General features: G+C 72.3%; 12 protein-coding genes and 1 tRNA gene. 7 read left to right on the forward strand and 6 right to left on the reverse strand.

The features are described from left to right. Positions 1–14: 14 nt before the first annotated feature. Genes AC4H2S_RS19190 through AC4H2S_RS19205 form a run of 4 tightly spaced genes read right to left on the reverse strand, consistent with a single transcriptional unit; the run spans position 15 to position 3,487 of the window. A complete protein-coding gene (locus tag AC4H2S_RS19190) occupies positions 15–716 on the reverse strand; it encodes an ABC transporter permease (protein WP_491498584.1) in 702 nt (233 codons plus the stop codon). Next, on the reverse strand, positions 713–1,624 hold the full coding sequence (locus tag AC4H2S_RS19195; protein WP_491498585.1) for an ABC transporter ATP-binding protein: 912 nt from the start codon (positions 1,622–1,624) through the stop codon (positions 713–715). The genes AC4H2S_RS19190 and AC4H2S_RS19195 overlap by 4 nt, the downstream gene beginning before the upstream one ends. After that, positions 1,621–2,535 (reverse strand): ABC transporter permease, encoded by a 915-nt coding sequence (locus tag AC4H2S_RS19200; RefSeq protein WP_491498586.1) that lies wholly within the window; start codon positions 2,533–2,535, stop codon positions 1,621–1,623. Before AC4H2S_RS19200 ends, AC4H2S_RS19195 begins: the two co-directional genes overlap by 4 nt. Then, the gene (locus AC4H2S_RS19205; RefSeq protein WP_491498587.1) at positions 2,528–3,487 is read right to left on the reverse strand and encodes an ABC transporter ATP-binding protein; all 960 of its coding nucleotides are present in this window, start codon (positions 3,485–3,487) and stop codon (positions 2,528–2,530) included. Before AC4H2S_RS19205 ends, AC4H2S_RS19200 begins: the two co-directional genes overlap by 8 nt. 202 nt (positions 3,488–3,689) lie before the next feature. Here AC4H2S_RS19205 and AC4H2S_RS19210 point away from each other — a divergent pair. Next, a tRNA-Gln gene (locus AC4H2S_RS19210) sits at positions 3,690–3,768 on the forward strand. A gap of 46 nt (positions 3,769–3,814) precedes the next feature. Further along, on the forward strand, positions 3,815–4,423 hold the full coding sequence (locus AC4H2S_RS19215; RefSeq protein WP_491498588.1) for a uridine kinase family protein: 609 nt from the start codon (positions 3,815–3,817) through the stop codon (positions 4,421–4,423). Here AC4H2S_RS19215 and AC4H2S_RS19220 read toward each other — a convergent pair. Beyond that, positions 4,420–5,859 carry a DUF4389 domain-containing protein gene (locus AC4H2S_RS19220; protein WP_491498589.1) on the reverse strand — a complete coding sequence of 480 codons (1,440 nt, stop codon included), beginning with the start codon at positions 5,857–5,859 and terminating at the stop codon, positions 4,420–4,422. The genes AC4H2S_RS19215 and AC4H2S_RS19220 overlap by 4 nt on opposite strands. Before the next feature lie 197 nt (positions 5,860–6,056). Here AC4H2S_RS19220 and AC4H2S_RS19225 point away from each other — a divergent pair, with 197 nt between their 5' ends. The 4 genes from AC4H2S_RS19225 to AC4H2S_RS19240 all read left to right on the forward strand — a co-directional run bounded on the left by AC4H2S_RS19225 (position 6,057) and on the right by AC4H2S_RS19240 (position 10,264). Further along, positions 6,057–6,341, forward strand: coding sequence for a hypothetical protein (locus AC4H2S_RS19225; protein WP_491498590.1), 285 nt, complete (start codon positions 6,057–6,059; stop codon positions 6,339–6,341). Then, entirely contained in the window at positions 6,338–7,699 is a 1,362-nt protein-coding gene (locus tag AC4H2S_RS19230; RefSeq protein ID WP_491498591.1) for a glycosyltransferase, read from the forward strand. The genes AC4H2S_RS19225 and AC4H2S_RS19230 overlap by 4 nt, the downstream gene beginning before the upstream one ends. 47 nt (positions 7,700–7,746) lie before the next feature. Continuing rightward, complete coding sequence (gene glmU / locus AC4H2S_RS19235) at positions 7,747–9,183, forward strand: bifunctional UDP-N-acetylglucosamine diphosphorylase/glucosamine-1-phosphate N-acetyltransferase GlmU (RefSeq protein ID WP_491498592.1); 1,437 nt, start codon at positions 7,747–7,749, stop codon at positions 9,181–9,183. Positions 9,184–9,292: 109 nt separating this feature from the next. Further along, complete coding sequence (locus AC4H2S_RS19240; protein WP_491498593.1) at positions 9,293–10,264, forward strand: ribose-phosphate diphosphokinase; 972 nt, start codon at positions 9,293–9,295, stop codon at positions 10,262–10,264. A 136-nt stretch (positions 10,265–10,400) separates the two neighbouring features. Here the strand turns inward: AC4H2S_RS19240 and pepN are convergent, their stop codons facing one another. Continuing rightward, positions 10,401–12,821 (reverse strand): aminopeptidase N, encoded by a 2,421-nt coding sequence (gene pepN / locus AC4H2S_RS19245; RefSeq protein WP_491498594.1) that lies wholly within the window; start codon positions 12,819–12,821, stop codon positions 10,401–10,403. A gap of 242 nt (positions 12,822–13,063) precedes the next feature. Between pepN and AC4H2S_RS19250 the strand changes: the two genes are divergently transcribed. Next, on the forward strand, positions 13,064–13,732 hold the full coding sequence (locus AC4H2S_RS19250) for a 50S ribosomal protein L25/general stress protein Ctc (RefSeq protein ID WP_491498595.1): 669 nt from the start codon (positions 13,064–13,066) through the stop codon (positions 13,730–13,732). The last annotated feature ends 139 nt before the right edge of the window (positions 13,733–13,871 follow it).

Here is a 13,871-nt window from a genome sequence, read left to right on the forward strand (position 1 = left end):
CGCGCCCGCGGCGGCTACTCGTCGCCGCGCAGCGAGAACGACCGCAGCCGGTCACCAGCGAACCACACGGCCACCACCGTCACGACGAGGCTGGCGATGATCGCGTAGGGCAGGTTGGCCGGGTCGGGCAGCTCGCTCGAGATCTCGTGCCCGACGCGAAGGCCCCACTGGCCGATGCTCAGCCAGGCGATGCCGCTGAAGAGGTTGCCGAGCAGGCTCTCCCAGATCAGCACGAACATCAACGACGCGATCACGGCGTGCCGGGTCACCGCCGAGATCGCGAGGAAGAGCGCGGAGTACGCCGTCCCGGCGACCACCGCGGCGGTGAACAGCGCGGTGGCGCGGGTGCTGTCACCGGTGAGGAGCGCCGCGACCAGGATCGGGAGCGCCCCCGCGACCAGCGTCGCGCCGAGCGCCACCAGCCACTTGCTGATCGCCACGCCGTAGCGGTTGACCGGCTTGGAGAGCAGGTAGACGATCGAGCCGTCGTCGACCTCGGGCCCGAGCACCGAGGACGCGGCGAGGATCGCGACGAGCGGCAGCACGAGCGGGTAGCCGAGGTTGGGCAGCACCCCGTAGGCCGCGTCGCCGTCGACCAGCACGGTCACGAGCGCGACGAGCCCGATCAGCAGGACCGGGAAGGCCAGCAGGAGGAAGAAGCGCCGGCGCCCCAGCAGTGCCTGCAAGGCGAGCTTGGCAATCGTCGTGTTGATCATCGGGCCACCAGGTAGGCGAAGACGCTCTCCAGCGACTCGTCGCTGGGGGAGAGCTCGAACAGGGTCACGTCGTGCTGCCGGGCCAGTCCGGGGAGCTCCACCGCGAAGCTGCCCAGGTCGCCGACCTGGACGTCGAGGTGGTCGTTGCGGAGGCTGACCGCGCGCACCGACTCCTGCGCCATCAGCACGGAGGCGAGGGTGCGGTTGTCGCTGGACTGCACGGCGTACTGCACCGGGCGGTCGGTCATCAGCCGGCGGATCGCGCCGAAGTCGCCCGAGGCGGCGTGCCGGCCGGACACGACGACCTCGATGTGGCGCGCCAGCCGCTCGACCTCCTCGAGGATGTGCGAGCTGAAGAGCACGGTGCGGCCCTCGTCGCCGAGGCGGCGCAGGAGGTCCATGAGGTGCATCCGCTGCCGCGGGTCGACGCCGTTGAACGGCTCGTCGAGGAGCAGCACGGCGGGGTCGTGGACGAGCGCGGCGGCGATCTTGACCCGCTGTCGCATGCCCTTGGAGTAGGTGTCGAGGCGGCGGCCGGCCGGCTCGACCATGTCGACGACCTCGAGGATCCGCTCGGTCGCGGCGGCCGCGTCGGGCAGCCGGTGCAGGTCGGCGTTGGCCCGGACGAACTGGCGTCCGGTGAGGTAGCCGAAGCTGAGCTCGCGCTCGGGCACCAGGCCGATGTGCCGGTAGGTCTCGGTGTTGCGCCACACCGGCCGGCCGTCGAGGGTGATGGTGCCGGCGGACGGGGCGAGGAACCCCGACATCATCGCCATCAGCGTGGTCTTGCCCGCGCCGTTGGGCCCGAGCAGGCCGGTCACGCCGGGGCCGATGGTGAGCGTGACGTCGTTGACCGCCACCACGTTGCCGAACCAGCGCGAGGTCGAGTCGAGGACCAGGGTGCTCATCGCGACCCCACCTTCCGGAAGCGTGCGACGAGCCCGAGCAGGCAGGCGGCGACGACGAGCAGCGCCACGATGGCGTACGCCGGGACCCACGCGCCGTCGACCGGCACGGGCGTGTCGACGCCGGCGTCCCAGGCGTTGGCGAGGCCGTTGACGAGGGACCAGGGCGAGAGCAGCCCGACGCCGACCGAGACCGACTCGCTGTCGCCCTCGTAGTAGGCGATGTTCTGCATGACGGTCACGATGCCGGTCAGGACGATGAGCGCCATGACCGAGCCGACCACGGCGAAGCCGCGGCGCAGGGAGACAGACGAGATCAGCCCGCTGACCCCGGCGATCATCATCGCCAGCAGGACCTGCAGCACGAGTGCCTTGAGCAGGGAGCTCGTCTGGTCGCTCGTGTCGAGCCCGGCGAGCAGCGCGCCGGCGAAGAGGACGAGGGTCGGGATCGCGGTGAAGAGCAGGACGGCCACGGTGAGCGAGAGCCAGCGCACCAGGGCGAACACCTGCGACGGCAGCGGGCGGGCGAGGTAGAGCACGATCGAGCGGTGGCGCAGGTCGCGGGAGAAGAGCACCGGCGCCTGGGAGGCCGCGAAGAGGCTGACCAGCAGCTGCGTCTGGTTGGTGTAGTCGGCGTAGGACACCGGGAGCTCGCCGAGGCCGGTGAGGACGACCACGCCGACCACGATCGTGGCCGGGAGCAGCGACATCGCGAGGAGCAGGAACGGCATCACCTTGGACTTGCCGGACCGGCCGAGACCGTACGCGTGCCGCAGGCCCGTGGCGAACAAGGTGCGGGCGATGGCGGGCGTGCCCTCGCGCGCGCCGTCGAGGTGGCGGTAGCCGAGGTCGTGGATGACCCCGCGGCTGCCCGGACCCGATGCGGGCTGGCCGGAGGCGGGCTGCTCAGACACGGGTGCCTCCTTCGAGGAAGACGTCCTCGAGGTGGCCGCGGTCGGGCTGGAGCCGCATCAGGCCCAGGCCCAGCTCGGCGGTCACGTCGCGGATCAGGTCGTGGACGGCCGTGCCCTCGGCGAGCTCGGGTGGCGGCGGGTCGACGGCGACCATCGAGCCGCGCGGACGGCAGCTGAGCCCGCGCTGGGCGAGCGCCTCCCCGAGCCGGTCGCGCTCGGTCTCGGTGCCGACGACCTCGACGAGCAGGCTTCCGGTCCGCTGCAGGAACTCGCCGGTGGCGCTGCTGCGGAGCAGGTGGCCACCGTCGAGGACGATGACGTGGTCGCTGACCTGCTCCAGCTCGCCGAGCAGGTGGGACGTGACGAGGACGGCGATGCCGAAGTCGCTGCCGATGCGCTCGACCAGCCGCAGCATGTCGGTGCGCGCGGCCGGGTCGAGGCCGTTGGTCGGCTCGTCGAGGAAGACCAGCCGCGGGTCGTGGGCCAGCGCCTGGGCGAGCTTGGCGCGCTGCTTCATGCCGGTCGAGTAGCCGCCCATCGGGCGGTAGCGCTCCTCGTCGAGACCCACGTGGCGCAGCACGTCGGCCGCGCGCTCGCGGGCCGCCGAGGCGCCCAGCCCGGACATCCGGGCCATGTGCACCACGAAGTCGCTCGCGCTGACGTCGGGCGGCAGGCAGTCGTGCTCGGGCATGTAGCCCACCAGGCGCCGGATCTCCTGGCTCTCCTGCTCGATGTCGTGACCCAGCACGTGGGCGTGCCCGCCCGTCGGCTCGAGCAGGCCGAGCAGGATCTTGATGAGCGTCGACTTGCCGGCGCCGTTGGCGCCGACCAGGCCCGTCACGCCCTCGCCGACGTCGACCGTGAGGTCGGTCAGGGCGTGGACCGACCCGTAGTGCTTGGTGAGGCCGGCGGTCGAGATGACCGTCGGGCGTCTGAGCATCTCCCCCGTCACGACGGTCACGCTATCGGTCCCGGCCCCCGCCCGGCACCAGGACCGGCCGGGATCGGCGTGGAGGTGTCGTGAAGATCGCCCGAGGTCTGCCGGGTCTCGGCGGTCCCGCCCGGGGCGGGCCCTAGGCTTGGCCTCCGATCCCCGGTTGGTCTGCCGGGTCTCGGCAGTCCCGCCCGAGGCGGGCCCTAGGCTTGGCCTCCGATCCCCGGTTGGTCTGCCGGCAGGGCCCGCCTGACTTTGAATCAGGACTAGCGACGTAGGTTCGACTCCTACCCGGGGAGCGAAACCGTTGGCGCCGCAGCCCGGCGCCGCGGCAGGCTGGGCGCGATGCCCACCGAGACGACGTACGACGACCTGCTGGCGCGGGTGCGCCGCCTGGTGCTGACCACCGACCGGATCCCGGTCGTCGGCATCAGCGGTCACGGCGGCGCGGGCAAGTCGACGCTGGCGCTCAGGCTGGCCGCCGACCTCGGGCTGCAGGGGGCGCAGGTGCTGGCGATGGACTGGGTGCGCACGAGCACGTGCGGCCCCGACGCCGGGATGTGGGAGCAGCACGACTGGGCGCAGGTCGAGTCGGTGGTGTGCGACGCGCGGCGGGGCCGGGAGCGGCTGAGGTTCGACTACCGCTGGTCGTCGGGGGAGACGGGCGTCGCGGACCATCCGATGCCGGCGGTGCTGCTGGTGGAGGGGATCCGGCTGTTCAGCGACCGCACGCGGGACTGGTTCGACCTGGCCGTGTGGATCGACCTCGATCCCGACACCGCCGGTGCGCGGGCGAAGGTGCGCAACGCCGCACAGGGCGACGGCCGCGACGAGCTCGACCTCTGGGACACGAAGTGGATCCCGGAGGGGCACGCCTACGAGCGGATGGAGCGGCCGGCGCAGCGGGTGGACGTGGTGCTTCCCGGGGCTGGGCCGGGCTCGGCCGGCTCCTAGGTCGTCCTGGCTCGCCGCGGTCTGGCGGTGAGGACGCCGATGGCGATGAGCACGATCCCGGCCAGCAGGAGCAGCCCGGCGAGCACGAGCACCACTGCCGCCGATTCGTCGAGGCCGGAGACCTCGACGCCGGTGGCCACCCGGGCCGACACGCCGGCCGAGCCGTCCTCGTTCATCAGGACGACGGTCCAGTCCCCGTCGGCGAGCTTCCACGTGAGGGTCGCGTCGGCGCCCGTCGACCTCGCCTCCCAGAAGTCCTCCTGGCCGGGAGGTGACGCCGGGGCGTCGCCGCGCGTGGTGCTGAGGTGGGCATCACGGTCGTGGACGTCGTCGAGCGTCGCGTGCTCCACCCCCGAGAGGTAGCGCCGCACGTCGGCCGTCGGGGCGACACCGACGAACAGCGGCGTGCCGGAGACCGATTCGGCGCTGATGCGCACGTCGCCGACCACCCCGTCAGGCAGGTCCGACGCCACGTCTCCCATGTCGAGGCGGGCGCCCGGGGAGATGACCGCGTGGGTGGCGCTGTCCACGTCGATGCGCGGACTGGTGAGGAAGCCGTCGTCCTCGGCCAGCCCGACGGCGGCCACGATCAACGCGCCGGCCGCGAGCATGAGGCTCATCAGGACCAGGAACGAGCCGACCACGACGGAGAGGACCTTGGCGACCGTCCACCGCGACGGCGTCGTGGACGACGGTCGTGAGACGTGCGCCGGGGCCGGATCGGTCGAGGCGCCATCGACGACGGTGCTCTCGTGGCCGCCCATGTCGAGCCGGAAGGGCGGGTACTGGTCGGTCATCAATGACGTGTAGGCCGACACCCGCATGACCCACCTGTTGAGACCGAGGAGCAGGTCGAAGATCGACCGCGGGTAGCGCCCGGTGAAGAGCAGGGCGACGGCGGCGATCAGCACGAGCGTGCTGATCAGGCCGAGGCCTGCCCAGACCGCATCGGTGGAGTCGTCCGCGCCGGCCACGGCGTAGGCCGCTGCACCCGTGAAGATGCCCACGACCAGGTAGTGCGGGAAGGCGAGCAGCCACCACTTCACGAGCACGAGTCCGCGCGAGAGCCGCTCGGGGTAGTCGATCTCGAGGTGCGCGGGGTAGTCGGGCACGTCGGCCAGCGTGAACGGCGGGTAGCGGTCGGTGCCCAGGACGTTGGTCGCGTAGTAGCCCACCCGCCAGTTCCAGCGCATGATGCCGACGTTGAGGTCGAAGATGGAGCGCGGGTAGCGGCCGGTGATGAGGATGGCGAAGAACGCGACGACGGTCAGCACCCCGAACGCGATCCACAAGAACGCCAGCACGACGTAGTGCGGGATGGCGAGCAGCCACTTGACCAGCCACAGGCCGCGGCTGAGCGTGGGGTCGAGGTCGGCATCGACGTGGACGGGATAGGGGTGGACGGGATGGCCGCCCTGGTCCGGCGAGGTGGTCATGGGATCTCCTGCTCCGCTGCGCGGTCCGGCGGACACCGGTGGCCCAGCTGGCCGTGCGTCCGCCCTCACCGTCTCGCCGCACCGGGGGCCAGCGGCAGGGTCGGACGGCCCGTGCCGTCGGCGACGGGGACCCGGGGCCCCTTCCGGGAACGCGCGCCCTGACACACACTCGGAGGCCCGACCTGAGGAGACCTGTCATGATCCACCCCCCGTCGGCCCGTCCGCCCGACCCCGTGCGCGTCGTCGTCGAGGACGTGCCGGAGCTCGTGGAGCGCGTCCGGGCGGCGGCCCGGCGGGCCTCCGAGACCGCTCGCGCCGTCGAGCTGGTGCACCCGGTCCTGACCGAGGGTGGCAGGCACGCCCGGGCCCGGGTGATGCGCCGGATGGACGAGGCCCTCGACGTCGTGCGGAGCGCCGCGCCGGGTGTCGAGGTCCGCGTCGGCGGCCCCGTCGAGCTGCCCGAGCCGCGGAGTGCGCCGTGACGGGCGTGCAGGAGGTGCGGGTCGCCCCCGTCCCGCTCGAGCGCCTGACCGGCCTGCTCGCCCCCGATCGCGTCGAGCAGCTGGGGCGCCACGTCGCCGTGGCCCGCCGCCTGCTCGGGGGCCGCACCGTGTGGAACATCAACTCGACGGCGCGCGGCGGCGGGGTGGCCGAGATGCTGCACGGGCTGGTGGCGTACGCCGCCGGGGCGGGGATCGCCGTCCGCTGGCTGGCGGTGGCAGGCGACCCCGACTTCTTCGCGGTCACCAAGCGCATCCACAACCGGCTGCACGGCGTCGCGGGCGACTCGGGCGCGCTCGACGACGCCGCGCGGGCGACCTACGACGCGACGCTCGCGCGTCAGCAGCAGCAGGTGCTCGACCTCGTGCGACCGGGCGACGTGGTCCTGCTCCACGACCCGCAGACCGTCGGCCTGGCCCGCGTGCTCCGCCAGCACGGTGCGTGGGTGGTCTGGCGCTGCCACGTCGGGGTCGAGGAGCACGACGAGTGGACCCGGGAGGCGTGGGCCTTCCTGCGGGAGCTCGTCGAGCCGGCGCACGCCTGCGTCTTCTCCCGCGAGCAGTTCGCGCCCGACTGGGTGGACCGCCGGTGGCTGCGCGTCATCCCGCCGTCGCTCGACCCGTTCAGCCCCAAGAACACACCTCTCGGCGCCGCGGAGGTCCGGGCGCTGGTGCAGCGCGACAGACTGGTGGTCGAGGGCTCGCCGGTGCCGGTCGACGACGCCCGGGTGGTTCTGCAGGTCAGCCGCTGGGACCGGCTCAAGGACATGTCCGGCGTGCTCGACGCCTTCGCCCGGCACCTCGACGCGCTCCCGCCCGACGTCCATCTCGTGCTCGCCGGACCCGAGACCACCGGGGTGGCGGACGACCCGGAGGCGACCGAGGTGCTGGCCGAGTGCCGCGCGCAGTGGCGGTCCCTCCCCGCGCCGGCGCGCGAGCGCAGCCACCTCCTCTCGGTGCCGATGGCCGACCTCGACGACAACGCGCGCATCGTCAACGCGTTGCAGCGGCGCTGCGACGTCGCGGTCCAGAAGAGCCTCGCCGAGGGATTCGGCCTCACCGTCACCGAGCCGATGTGGAAGAGCAGGCCGGTCGTGGCCTCGGCCGTCGGCGGGATCCTCGACCAGGTGGAGGACGGCGTGAGCGGGCTGCTGCTCGACGACCCCCGCGACGGTGCGGCGCTGGCGGACGCGCTGGCGTCGCTGCTCGCCGACCCCGCCCGGTGCGCGCGGATGGGGCGCGCCGCCCACCTGCGGGTGCGCGACCACTACCTCGCCGACCGGCACCTGATCCAGTACGTCGAGCTGTTCGGGGAGCTGCTCGAGGGGGGCGGGGCGTAGGCGTCGGCGGTTCCCGGAGCCCGGGCGGGCGATGACAGACTGCGACCATGGACAACCTCACCGTCATCGTCCTCGCCGCCGGCGGCGGCACCCGCATGAAGTCGAAGACCATGAAGGTGCTGCACCAGATCGGCGGGCGCTCCATGATCGGCCACGTGCTGCACGCCGTGCAGGCCGTGGAGCCGACCAGCGTCGTCGCGGTGGTGGGCAACCAGCGCGAGCAGGTCGGTCCGCACATCACCGAGCTGCTGCCGTCCGCGGTCCTGGCGGTGCAGGAGACGCAGGACGGCACCGGGCACGCCGTACGCGTGGCGATGGAGGCGGCCGGCACCACCTCCGGCACCGTCATCGTCGCCGCCGGCGACACCCCCCTGCTGGAGGGGGAGACGCTGCGCGCCTTCGCCGAGGAGCACCACGCCGCCCAGCGGGCGGTGAGCATCCTGAGCGGCCGGGTGGCCGACCCCTTCGGCTACGGCCGGATCGTGCGCAACCACGAGGGCGACGTGGAGGCGATCGTGGAGGAGAAGGACGCCACGCCCGAGCAGCGCGAGATCCACGAGATCAGCTCCGGGATCCTCGCCTTCGACGCCGAGTTCCTGGTCTCCGCGCTGCCGCGGATCACCAACGACAACGCCAAGGGCGAGTACTACCTCACCGACGCGGTCGGCCTCGCCCGCGAGGACGGGCTGACGGTCGGCGCCCACCTCATCGATGACGTCGCCCAGACCGCCGGCGCCAACGACCGCGCCCAGCTGGCCGAGCTCGGGCGCGAGCTCAACCGCCGCATCGTCACCCGCTGGATGCGGGAGGGCGTGAGCGTCATGGACCCGGCGACGACGTGGATCGAGACCGACGTGGTCCTCGAGCGCGACGTCACGCTCCTGCCCGGCACGCAGCTCCTCGGCGCGACCCTCGTGCGCGAGGACGCGGTGGTCGGCCCCGACACCACGCTGAAGGACTGCGAGGTGGGTGCCGGCGCCCGCGTCGTCCGCGCCCACGGCGAGCTCGCGGTCGTCGAGGACCGCGCCACGGTCGGGCCGTTCGCCTACCTGCGACCCGGCACCCGGCTCGGGATCGGCGGCAAGATCGGTGCGTTCGTGGAGGCCAAGAACGCCTCCATCGGCGACGGCGCGAAGGTGCCGCACCTGTCCTACGTCGGCGACGCCGAGATCGGCGAGGGGACCAACATCGGCGCCGGCACGATCTTCGCCAACTACGACGGTGTGGCCAAGCACCGCACCGTCATCGGCCGCCAGGCCCGGACCGGCTCCAACAACACCTTCGTCGCGCCGGTCGAGGTCGGCGACGGCGCGGGCACCGCGGGAGGCACGGTCGTACGACAGGACGTGCCACCGGGCGCGCTCGCGGTCAGCAGCGGTCCGCAGCGCAATCTCGAGGGCTGGACCGAGTCCAGGCGGGCCGGCACCGCCCAGGCCGAGGCCGCCCGGGCCGCTCGTGAGCGGCTGGAGCAGCCCGAGCAGTGACCCCGGGGTTGGTGGTGGACCGGATGTGGGTCAGACTTGTCCAGCACCTCCGAACGAGCCTTCCCCCGAGGCCGACCAGGACAACGAGGAGTCACGTCGCGTGACCGGAATGAAGCGGACCACCGAGAAGAACCTCATGGTCTTCAGCGGCCGGGCGCACCCCGAGCTCTCCCGCGAGGTCGCTGACCTCCTCGAGACCGGGCTCGTGCCCCAGAGCGCCTACGAGTTCGCCAACGGCGAGCTCTACGTGCGCTACGAGGAGTCCGTGCGGGGGTGCGACGCCTTCGTGATCCAGAGCCACACCGCTCCGATCAACGAGTGGATCATGGAGCACCTCATCATGGTCGACGCGCTCAAGCGCGCCTCGGCCAAGCGGATCACCGTGGTGATGCCGTTCTACGGCTACGCCCGGCAGGACAAGAAGCACCGCGGCCGTGAGCCGATCTCCGCGCGCCTGATGGCCGACCTGTTCAAGACCGCCGGCGCCGACCGGCTGATCACCGTCGACCTGCACGCCGACCAGATCCAGGGCTTCTTCGACGGCCCCGTCGACCACCTGATGGCGCTGCCGATCCTCACCGACTACGTCAAGGAGAAGTACGGCGACCAGCAGCTCGCCGTGGTCTCCCCGGACGCCGGCCGGATCAAGGTCGCCGAGCGGTGGTCGGCGCGCCTGGGCGGCGTGCCCCTGGCGTTCATCCACAAGAGCCGGCGCACCGACGTCGCCAACGAGGTCGTGGCCAACCGCGTCGTCGGCGACGTCAAGGGCAAGATCTGCATCCTGAGCGACGACATGGTCGACACCGGCGGCACCATCGTGAAGGCCACCGAGGCGTGCATGGCCGAGGGTGCGGCCGGCGTGATCATCGCCGCGACCCACCCGATCCTGTCCGACCCCGCGGTCGACCGGCTGAAGAACTGCTCCGCCCTGGAGGTCATCGTGACCGACACCCTCCCCATCCCGGCGGACAAGCAGTTCGACAAGCTCACCACGCTCTCGATCGCCCCGCTGATCGCCCGCGCGATCCGCGAGGTCTTCGAGGACGGGTCGGTCACCTCGATGTTCGACGGCCACGCCTGAGGGGCGGTCCCTTCCGGCGTGGGTCTTGGTGCCGTCGTGGTTTCCCCGGCTAGGCGGGGAAACCCAGACTTCTCGGGGCATGCACGCCCCTAGAAGTTCGCACTTCCCCGGCTAGCCGGGGAAACCAAAGCCGACCTCAGAGCGTCCGGTCGAGGTCGTCGAGCGCGTCGTTCCACGCCCGCGCGAGCACCGTCGGCACGTCGCCCTCGAGGGCGGTGGCGACCGCGGCGCGCAGCTCGTGGCGTACGTCGACGGGCAGCGGCAGCCGCGGGAACGCGTCGCCGATCACGTCGCCCATCGCCTGGCCCGAACGCCGGGCCAGCGCCAGGCCGTCGGTGACGTAGCGCGCGAGGTAGGGCCGCACGAGGTCGGCCTGCTCCCAGCCCCAGAACCCGGCGCCGACGGCGTCGAACTCGTGGCTGCCCAGCTCGCCGCCCATCAGCTGCGCCCAGGCGGCCTCCTTGGCCTCGGCCGTCGGGACGGCGGCGCGTGCGGTGAGGGCGGCGTGGTGGCCGGCGACCGACCTGTCGCGCTGCTCCTCCGGGCCGATCCACGAGTCGTCACCGAGCTCGGCGAGGTGCTGGACGGCCGCCCAGCGCACCGTGGGGTCGACGCCGTCGCGGCCCAGCCACGCGACGAGCAGGTCGCGGTCGGCGCTGAGCCGGGCCAGCACCCTCGAGGCGCCCGGGGCGAGCGCCGGGTCGTCGCCGTCGACGGCACCGCGGGCGATGTCGGCGACCACCGCCAGGTGGCCGGACACCTCGGCCGGCTCGGCGTAGCGGCGCACGACCGACTGGAGGGCGCGCATCACGCCCTCGAAGACGAGAGGGTGTCGCTCCGGGCGCAGGTGCCTCTCGGCCAGCTCGAGCAGCTCGCCGACGCCGATGACCTGCGACTCGCACAGGTCGACCGCGGTCCACCACAGCACCGCGCGGGTCAGCTGCGACTCGACGGACGACAGCCCGGCGGTGATCGCGGCCCAGGACTGCTCGTCGGGCCGGATCACCGCGAAGGTCTCGTCACCGGAGTTGGGCACGACGACCTTCCCGGCGAACTCCTCGAGGCGCACGGGCTCGGCCCCCAGGTGCACGTCGCGGGAGTCCACCAGCCGCATCGAGTCGTCGTACGCCGACACGGTGAGGCGGTGCGGTCGCGAGCCCTCCCGGGTGAGCACCGGAACGCCGGCGTCGTCGCGGGTCACCCGCAGGGTGTCGAAGCCCGTGGTGCGCAGCCAGGCCGCCGCCCACGCCCGCACGTCGAGCTCGCTGGCGGAGTCGAGGGAGTCGAGGAACGCGGCGAGGTCGGCGTTGCCGAAGGCGTGGGCGGTGAGGTGGCGGTTGACGCCGGCGAGGAAGTCCTTCTCGCCGAGCCAGTGGCCGAGCTGGGCGAGCGCGGCGTTGCCCTTGGCGTAGGTGATCATGTCGAAGTTGGCGAAGGCCGTGTCGACGTCGACGATCTTGTCGGTGTCCTCGGCGATCGGGTGCGTCGAGCGCCGCCGGTCGGCGCGGTAGCCGGCCGGCTTGCGGGTGATCGCGGCCGACGTCCACGCGTCGGAGTAGCCCGCCGCCACGCCCGCGACGTCGTAGCCCATGAAGTCGGCGAACGACTCGTTGAGCCACGAGTCCTCCCACCACCGCATCGTCACCAGGTCGCCGAACCACATGTGCGCCATCTCGTGGGCGATCGTGGAGGCCATCCACTCGCGCTCGAGCTCGGTGGGCGTGCCCTGGGTGAGCGCCTGGTCGCGGAAGACCACGCAGCCGGGGAACTCCATCGCGCCCCAGTTGAGCCCGGGGGCGAAGACCTGCTGGTAGTCGGCGTAGGGGTAGTCGGGCTCGAAGATCGTCGTGTAGTGCTGGAAGCACGCGCTGGTGATGCGGCGCAGCTCGTCGGCGTCGCGGCGCAGCTCACGCTCCTGCGAGGCCCGCGCGTGCCAGCCGAACGGCAGCGTCCCGCCCGGCGCCGGGGCGTAGGGCTCGTCCCACGTGACCGAGACCCACGGCCCGCCGACGAGGGTGAAGAGGTAGGAGGAGAACGGCGGCGTGGTGCCGAAGCGCCACGTGTCGGCGCCCTCGCCGGCCGAGCGGTCCTCGATCGGGCCGTTGGCCAGCACCGTCCAGTGCGACGGCGCCGTGACGCTCACGGTGAAGGTCGACTTGATGTCGGGCTGGTCGAAGCAGGGCACGACCTTCTGGGCGATGTCCATCGAGGTGTGCGCGCAGACGTAGCGCTCGCCGTCGGCGGGGTCGACGGTCACGGTCATGCCGTCGCCGTCGGTGACGTAGGGCATCCGCGCCGTGACCCGGACGGTGTTGGTCGCGGCGAGGTCGCCCAGCGCGATCCGCCCGTCGGCGTACGGCGCGGGGGAGCCGTCGAGCGTCACCGCGGTGGCGCCGTTGAGCTCGAGGAACGTCGACGCCCCGGGCTGGGTGCAGCCGAACGAGATGGTCGCCTCGACGCCGAAGTCCTCCGTGGAGGTCAGGTCGAGGTGGACCTCGGTGTGGACGTCGGTCAGCAGCAGGGCGCGCTCGCGCGCCTCGGGGAGCAGAAGGGGCACCGGCCCACCCTAGTGACTTTCGGTCTGGCGCCGGGCCGCCACGATTCGACCCGGCCGCGCGCCGGGGTCTAGAGTTGTGGGGTTGCCTCGGCGAGGGAGCCCGCACGACCCGGACTCCGTGATCGACTGGGCCGGACCACTGCGCCGCGCCCCCGATCCGGAGCGCGGCGTTCGTCGTCTCCGGCCCCGAGGCCCACCGACCACGCAGCAGCACGACCAGCCCACGACGTACGGAGAACACCATGTCTGCCCCCGAGAAGATCGCCGCCGAGGCGCGCACCGAGTTCGGCAAGGGCGCCGCCCGCCGCATCCGCCGCGAGGACAAGATCCCCGCCGTCATCTACGGTCACGGCAACGACCCGATCCACGTCATCCTGCCCGGCCACCAGACGATGATGGCCCTCAAGCACGGTGGCGCCAACGCCCTGCTCGCCCTCGACGTCGAGGGCTCCGAGCAGCTCGCGCTCACCAAGGACGTCCAGATCGACCCGATCCGTCGCGTCATCGAGCACGTCGACTTCGTGGCCGTGCGCCGCGGCGAGAAGGTCACCGTCGACGTCCCGATCCACGTGATCGGCGACGCCGCGCCCGACACCCTGGTCGTCAACGAGAACGCCGTGCTCTCCGTCGAGGCCGAGGCCACCCACATCCCCGAGTTCTTCGAGGTCTCCGTCGAGGGCGCTGCCATCGGCACGCAGATCCTCGCCAAGGACCTCGACCTGCCGGAGGGCACCACCCTGCTCGCCGACGACGACCTGCTGATCGTCAACGTGACCCAGCAGATCTCCGCCGAGGCCCTCGAGGCCGAGCTGGAGGAGGCCGAGGCTGACGCCGGCATCGAGCACGACGCCCCGGAGACCGACGACGCCGCTGCGTCCGGCGACGCCGCCGAGGGCTCCGACTCCGAGTGAGCCGCTGACGTCCCGTGGTGACGCTTCACCATGGGATGTCGCCGAACGGGCACTTCCCTCGATCAACTGACCGAGGGAAGTGCCCGTTCGTCTGCATACCTTGATGAACAGGCGGCGGCCCCGGTCGCCGATGGAAGGA

The organism is Nocardioides sp. Z13_37, assembly GCF_058355585.1.

Coding starts and splice junctions, on each gene's coding strand:
- AC4H2S_RS19240 (WP_491498593.1), top strand. CDS start 9,293: ATGAAGCGGACCACCGAGAAGAACCTCATGGTCTTCAGCGGCCGGGCG.
- AC4H2S_RS19250 (WP_491498595.1), top strand. CDS start 13,064: ATGTCTGCCCCCGAGAAGATCGCCGCCGAGGCGCGCACCGAGTTCGGC.
- AC4H2S_RS19195 (WP_491498585.1), bottom strand. CDS start 1,624: ATGAGCACCCTGGTCCTCGACTCGACCTCGCGCTGGTTCGGCAACGTG.
- glmU (WP_491498592.1), top strand. CDS start 7,747: ATGGACAACCTCACCGTCATCGTCCTCGCCGCCGGCGGCGGCACCCGC.
- AC4H2S_RS19190 (WP_491498584.1), bottom strand. CDS start 716: ATGATCAACACGACGATTGCCAAGCTCGCCTTGCAGGCACTGCTGGGG.
- AC4H2S_RS19220 (WP_491498589.1), bottom strand. CDS start 5,859: ATGACCACCTCGCCGGACCAGGGCGGCCATCCCGTCCACCCCTATCCC.
- AC4H2S_RS19225 (WP_491498590.1), top strand. CDS start 6,057: ATGATCCACCCCCCGTCGGCCCGTCCGCCCGACCCCGTGCGCGTCGTC.
- AC4H2S_RS19215 (WP_491498588.1), top strand. CDS start 3,815: ATGCCCACCGAGACGACGTACGACGACCTGCTGGCGCGGGTGCGCCGC.